This is a genomic window from Nitrospiria bacterium, from assembly GCA_036397255.1.
Lineage (GTDB): Bacteria > Nitrospirota > Nitrospiria > DASWJH01 > DASWJH01 > DASWJH01.
This window is the reverse complement of record DASWJH010000118.1, coordinates 1-6,777: the sequence shown is the minus strand read 5'-3', so window position 1 is coordinate 6,777 and position 6,777 is coordinate 1. Positions and strand designations below refer to the sequence as shown.

The window sequence follows — 6,777 nt, the reverse complement described above, 5'->3', positions numbered from 1 at the left end:
TAGCTATGAGAATGCCCTGACTCATTTGGAAAAGGCCTTGGTTAAATTTCCGAGGGAGCCCGCTCTTTTATGGTACAAAGGACTTGCTTTGGTACATCTTCAACGATTTTCAGAAGCCGATGAAAGTTGGACAACCGCTTTTCAGAATTTGGCACCGGGAACCGAAGACTCCAAAATGGTCAAACAGGCCCTCCAAAGCCTTCGCGAGGGTCGTGCTCCCAGTTTTTAAATTTTTTCTCCGAAATTAAAAAATTTCCTTAAGGTAGGTTCTTTTTTGAATTTCTTTCTCTCCGGGGGGCCAATTTAATTCTTTTTCCATGATATTGAGGGTGGTTTCAATAAGGGATTCATCTCTCCTCAAAGGCCCAAAAGCCAGGGTGGTCCGTCTGCGAAAAATATCGGAGAGGGTTCGCGCGAATTCCCTTTTAATCGCAAAAATAATTTCTGCCTGGATATGGGGGAGAGAAGGATGTAGAGACTCTCCAAGTTCTTTATTTTCAGCGACCAATTGGATAATCTCTGTATAACGACTTCCATAAGTGTTGATCAGGTGGGTTACCTGCCGATCATTCAGGTAGTGAGGACGGTTAGGATCATTCATCCTTTCCTTGATAAAGATTTGAAGATTATTAATGTCTCCACCCCATAAAGGTTGAGAGAGGGTTTGACATCCCTTTGCTTTAACCTCCGGAAGTTTCTTCAATACCCGATTGACAACGTTTTCGGAAACCTTTCTGTACGTTGTGAATTTTCCACCGGTAATGGAAATGAGGCCCGTTGGGCTTTCAAAGATTTTTGTTTCCCGGGAAACCGAAGAAGGTTTTCCATTAGAGGTTTTGGCCAATGGGCGAACCCCGGAGAAGGTTGAAATCACCTGGTCTTTGTGAAAAACGTTTGCGGGAAAAAAGCGGCTGGTCTCTTTCAGCAGGTATTCAAGATCCTCTTGGGGACATTGGACTTTTTCGGGGTCTTCTTCATAGTCAATGTCTGTGGTTCCCACCAAACTCATTTCTTCCCATGGAATGATAAAAAAAATCCGGTGATCTTTTTTGCTTCGGACCACCACTGCCTGATTTTGGGTGAGTGAAGGAAGAAGAAGGTGTGAGCCTCGAGTACGCCGGAGCTTTCGAGGTTCATGAAGAGAGTCCATGCCGCAAATATGATCTACCCACGGTCCTGAAGCGTTAACCACCACCTTTCCGTAGACCCGTTCCTCTTCTCCATTGAAGCGATCTTTAACCTTTACACCCTGAATCGTTCCCTTTTCGCTTTTTATAATTCCGGTGACCTGGGTATAGTTTCTGACCACTGCCCCGGAGGCTTTTGCGTCAAGGAGGTTTTCCAGACAGAGCCGTGCATCATTCATGAGGCAATCGTAGTAAACGGCCGCACCTAAAAGACCTTGGGGTTGTAAATTTGGAATGTTATGAAGGGTTTCCTCGCGGGTGAGCATCCGGTGGGGATGTGTATTTCGGAAAAGAGCCAATAGGTCATATATTAACATTCCCATTTTCATCATTCCCCTTCCCATAGTTTCCCCCTTATAAATGGGGAAAACAAATGGGATGGGCCGAATCAAATGAGGGGCTAACCGTTGCAGGAAAAAACGTTCACGGCTGGCTTCAAACACCAAAGGAAGGTTCCCCTGCTCCAAATATCGAATGCCTCCATGGATAAGCTTTGAGGTTCGACTGCTGGTTCCGGACGCAAAATCATTCTGCTCGAAAAGAGCAACTTTTAAACCTCTTAAAACCGCGTCACGGGCAATTCCTGCTCCAATAATTCCTCCACCGATAATTAACAAATCAAAATAAACTGGAGCCAGTTGTTTTGTGTTAGGGTTTTTCGATAGCAAATTGAACCCAAGCCTTTTATTATGAGACGAGTTTATCACAAAAAAAGGTATTGTAAATTAACCCCTAATGTGTGGAAAATTTTCATTGACAAAAGTTGAGAAAAAATTTAAGGTTTCGTGAGGTATGAAAAGTTAAACCCAAGTATAAATAATTGAAATTTATAGCCTTTATGGTTGAAAATTTTAGAAATAAAAAGTGGGAAGTTTTAATAAGCATAATCATTTGGATTATTGTAAGCGGATGCGGCTCCGATGAAACAAAGTCTACCTCTTCCCTGGGGTTGTCCTCAGGTTCTGGTTCAATTCTTTCGGTAACGAGTGGAACTGATGTGGCTCGTGGAATTGCCGTTGATAGCTCTGCTTTATATATTGCCGGAAATGACCAATCCACTGGACATTCCCAATGGCGGATTGAAAAAAGAAATTTAAGCGATGGAAGTTTAATCAATTCTTTTGGTAAAGAGGGTGTAGTTAATAGTGATCCTAGCACTGGGTTTGATGAGCCATTTGGAATAGCTGTTGATTCCACCAGCATATATGTTGTTGGGTATGATATTTTTCCCGGGGACAGGCAATGGCGAATTGAAAAAAGAGATATTTCTTCGGGGGATTTGGTCTTGGGATTTGGTATAAATGGAGTAGTGACCAATAATTTTAGCCAGGGGGATGATGTCGCCTTTGCCGTGGCGGTGGATGGTACTGGGGTTTATATTGTTGGGTTTGATTTATTACCGGGAGATAAGGAATGGAGACTGGAAAAAAGGAACCCCACTGATGGAAGCCTGATATGGACTAAAGTGGGAGACCAAAGCAGTGGAAATGGGACCAGCGATTTAGCCCAGAGTATTGTTTTAGATACCACGGGTGCATATATCGTCGGGCATGATTCAAGCTCTGGTCCAAGCAATCAGCAATGGCGGATTGAAAAAAGGAATTTAGTGGATGGAAGTTTGATTTGGGTTCAAACCAATAATCCAAGCCCAGGAGTAAACCGTGCGGTAACGGTAGCATCGGATGGAACGGATATTTACATAGGGGGTCTTGTTAGTTTGCCTGGACAACAACAATGGAGAATGGAAAAGAGAAATTCTTCCGGGGGTGTAGTATGGGAGCAGAGCAATCATCCAAGTAATGGGATCAATGAAATCCGTAGCATCGCAGTAGGTGGAAATGGTTTATATATAGCTGGGTTTGATCAATCCCCAGGTAACAGCCAATGGCGATTGGAGAAAAGAGCCTTAATGGATGGGACCATTATCTGGGAGCAAACCACTAACCCTGGAAATGTTGGGGACAAAGCATATGGGGCTGCGGTTGATAGTACCGGTGTTTATGTTGTGGGGTTCGATTCTTCAAGGGAAACAGATACTCAGTGGCGGATTGAAAAGAGAAATCTCACCGATGGAAGCCTCATTTGGGTTCAAACCGTAAACCCTGCCATAGGATCTTAAAAATTCAATAAAAGTGGACCTTTTCTTTAGAACGAGCGGTTTTTCTATCTACCTGTTTTTCTCAATTCTATAATCCAGACTTCAGGGGGGCATCCTAAACGAAGAGGAAGGATGGAGGATCCGACTCCCCGGTGGGTTAAGCCCGCCATTCCGTTATGTTTCCAAATGCCATCTATATATCGACGTGGGGTGGGGGTATTTTTGATAAGGGCTCCGATTCCCGGTAGTCGAATTTGTCCCCCATGGGTATGTCCGCACAAATATAAATGAATTCCTTCATCAGAGGCTTCCCGGTAAAGAACAGGTGAATGTACCAATAGAACTTTAAAAGCCTGGGAAGGAATTTCATTTAAAGCGAGTTCTAAATCGTGGCAGCCATAATAATGGGGATCGTCAACACCGGCAAACCAAATTTCTTCCCCATTTTTCCTTCTGGGTATGGCCCGGTTGAGTAAAACCTCAGCCCCTGCTTTTTCAAGCCCTTCCCCGATGGCTAATGAATCATGGTTTCCAAGAACCGCGTAAATATGAGGGGAAATTTTTTTGAGGTTTTCGATGAGGTGAAGGGTGTCATTGAGGGCGGGGTGGTGATCTCCTTTTACCCTAAAACGATAATCCCCAGTCAGAATACAAATATCCGCGTTTAGTCCGGAAAGGGTCTGAAGCAGTTGGTTCAATAGTTCCTCGTCACAATCTAAGTGTAAATCGGAAAGATGAAGAAGGCGAAAACCCTCAAATGAAGGAGGAAGATTTGGAAATTCCAGAGTAACTTTTTTAATTTTAATATTTTTTGCATTTTGTCGTCCTTTTGCATAAAGGCCCATTAATTTAATGGGGGTTCCAACGGCCCATTGGACCCAGCGGGAATCTTCAAGCCTAAAGATTGTACGGTTAAACTTATTTTTTGCTTTTATTTCCCCTCTTTCAATGGAAAGTCTGCGCTGTTTTAAAAATTCGCGACGAATGGAGGGAGTGTTTTCGTAGAGTTGGGGAATGTTGGGTTTCTTCACCAGGGAGAATCCTGAAAAATTAAAAAAACATCAGCAAATTCATATGTTTATTCTAAGAGAAAAGCAAAGGGAAGTCAAAAGTCACATTCTTTTCCCTTGACCCCCTCCGAGTCAACCGTTAAACTGGTCTCCCATGACGATACAACATTCTGAAAAACAAGGGGTTTGGAAGGCTGTTAAACCCCTTCACATCGCCCGATCCCATCCAGGAGTGGCCTCCTTCAATGGGAAAATTTTTGTGATTGGGGGTGGAGGTCCTGGATTTGAAAGCCTTCAGAATGTGGAGATTTTTGACCCAAAGGTAAATCATTGGGAAAAAGGAAAGGAAATGCCTACTGCAAGATCTGGAATGGCCACTTTTGAAGTCGGTGGAAAAATTTATGTTGTGGGGGGGGGATTTAAACAGAAAAACGGAAAATTTAAATTTCTTAGAACCGTCGAGATTTATGATCCCGTTTCCGATCAATGGCAGCAGGGAGCAGACATGTTGCAGCCCCATGACTATCCAGCCTTTACGTTTTTAGAGGGTCGAATGTACATTTTAGGGGGTCATCATCCGGATGCCACCGAAGGAGGCCCGCAAACCGATCCTGGGTTCGGATTTTGTGAGGTTTTTGATTTCAAAAAAGGTTCCTGGTCTGAGCTGCCTGGTCTTCCAAAACCAAGGTTTGCAGCAATGGCGGTTTCAATGGATGGAAAAATTTTTGCTTTTGGGGGGGTGGCTTTTACGGGAAAAGGAATGACGGAATATGACCAAATGGAAGTTTTTGACCCCAAACAGGGGGTCTGGGAAAAGGCTTTGTTACAGCTGCCCTGGTCTGCGGCTGCTCATGGGACTTGCCTCCTTGGGGGGAGCCTGTATATTTTCGGAGGGTTTAGTGGGGATAAAGGAATTGGAACCCAAACAGCACGTTACGATTTCGGCAAAGGCCAATGGGAAAGCATTGCTCCTTTGCCAGAGGCCAGGGCAGCAATGGGTGTTTCCATCATTGAAGATTCGATTTACCTTTTAGGGGGATGGAGTTCAGACCGGTCGGTGATGAATTCTGTGGTTCAATATTCTCCATGAAATTTCTCCGCATTTTCTTGGCCCAAAGGTTTTTTAAAACCTTCCCTTCTTTGCAAAGTTTCTAAAAAATAAGAAACCTTAAATTTTTATAAAGTTCCCATAGGCTTAAGGTAAATTAACCTGGGAAGACCTTCAATGACTTTTCGCCTAGCGAGATTCAAGCCTTAGAAAAAGAGAAACTGATTTTTTCCTTTGGGAACATGTGGAAAATGATTTTTCTTTATTTAATATGCTTTTAAAAGCCTTAAATTTATAATTTTCACCACCTTTTCCACACAATGTTTCCAAGCCTTCAACAAGCTTTTCCACAAGATAATGTGCCTAGGGTGTAAAAAAAATCAATATATGGTGTTTTAGCCTTGACCTTTCTCAATTCATATGATATTGATAACGGCCATTATGCCCATTTTTTAGTAAATCCAGGTGGGCCAGGTGTTACCTCTTTTTCTAATGATCCCAAAAAACATTTTTTCGTGGGGGAAAAGTGTATTGTTGTCAACGGTGCGGGGTAGAGGTTGCTATCACTTTTTTCGATGATCGGATATCGGATCAGGAGCTTTGCGAGCTGTGTTTTGAAATCCTTCAGGAACGGCTCAAGGTTCCAAGAGGTTAGAGAATCAATAGGATATTTCTGACTCCATCATCGTCTTGCACATTTCCTCTGCCACCGGAAACCCCCATATTACCCCCCTGAATAAGGGAAGTGAATCCTTTTCCCGAAAAGAATACTCCCTCGCTTTTGCCTATCTAAAAACCCAAACATTATTTTATTGGAATAGGCGGGATCCAGAATGAATGTTTCCTCATTGTCTATTTTTACGAGGTTCTAAGGTTTTTTTTGCCCAAGTTTGGCATGCCCCTTTCCACTTTGCCATCCATTATTGGAACATTGCCGGGGGTTTTTTTTTACAAACGGCCATCATTTTTTTCCCAACAAAAAATATCTTCAACCTTTTTTTAAAAATTGCAGGCATTTTTGCGGGTACTAAATTCGTAAATGGGGGGCCATCCCCGGGTGAGGAAGGTTTCACACCCTTTTGGACGAACGCCTTAATTTAGAAATTCAAGTTTACGGAATTTGTTTCCCCTGTTTAGGCGGCCGGTTTGATCATTCCGTCTGAGGAATAGTTGAACTCTAGGGGGCGGCTGAAATTCAGGCTAGGGTGAATCGGTGTGGGAAGACGAGCGAGTAAAAAAGTTTTGGGGTTTTCAATGATTTTCCTGAAAACCTGTTTTTTTTAAAAAAAAACGTTAATGAGCCTGTCCGACAAACCCCTATTTTTCACTTTGCGGTCATGCTGCTTTTCTGTAAAATAGAGCTTCATAATCAACCGATGGAGGGCTGTTATGGGCTATCATTTTCGGCCGTATGCACAAGAGCAGATGTATTTG

Annotated in this window: 6 protein-coding genes; 4 read left to right on the top strand and 2 right to left on the bottom strand. The window is 43.0% G+C overall.

Going from position 1 to position 6,777, the window contains the following annotated elements:
* On the top strand, positions 1-229 hold a 229-nt coding region (locus VGB26_15635), incomplete at its 5' end, for a hypothetical protein (GenBank protein HEX9759206.1).
* Between the two features lie 15 nt (positions 230-244).
* Here VGB26_15635 and glpD read toward each other — a convergent pair.
* Positions 245-1,855, bottom strand: a complete 1,611-nt coding sequence (gene glpD, locus VGB26_15630; protein ID HEX9759205.1) for a glycerol-3-phosphate dehydrogenase — start codon at positions 1,853-1,855, stop codon at positions 245-247.
* 170 nt (positions 1,856-2,025) lie between these two features.
* Between glpD and VGB26_15625 the strand changes: the two genes are divergently transcribed.
* Positions 2,026-3,306: a hypothetical protein gene (locus VGB26_15625; protein HEX9759204.1), complete on the top strand. Its 1,281-nt coding sequence runs from the start codon at positions 2,026-2,028 to the stop codon at positions 3,304-3,306.
* 44 nt (positions 3,307-3,350) lie between these two features.
* Here the strand turns inward: VGB26_15625 and VGB26_15620 are convergent, their stop codons facing one another.
* Positions 3,351-4,316, bottom strand: a complete 966-nt coding sequence (locus tag VGB26_15620; protein HEX9759203.1) for a metallophosphoesterase — start codon at positions 4,314-4,316, stop codon at positions 3,351-3,353.
* A 133-nt stretch (positions 4,317-4,449) separates the two neighbouring features.
* Between VGB26_15620 and VGB26_15615 the strand changes: the two genes are divergently transcribed.
* Both VGB26_15615 and VGB26_15610 read left to right on the top strand, forming a co-directional pair.
* Positions 4,450-5,385, top strand: a complete 936-nt coding sequence (locus VGB26_15615; protein HEX9759202.1) for a kelch repeat-containing protein — start codon at positions 4,450-4,452, stop codon at positions 5,383-5,385.
* Positions 5,386-5,869: 484 nt separating this feature from the next.
* The gene (locus tag VGB26_15610) at positions 5,870-5,998 is read left to right on the top strand and encodes a hypothetical protein (GenBank protein ID HEX9759201.1); all 129 of its coding nucleotides are present in this window, start codon (positions 5,870-5,872) and stop codon (positions 5,996-5,998) included.
* Positions 5,999-6,777: the final 779 nt, after the last annotated feature.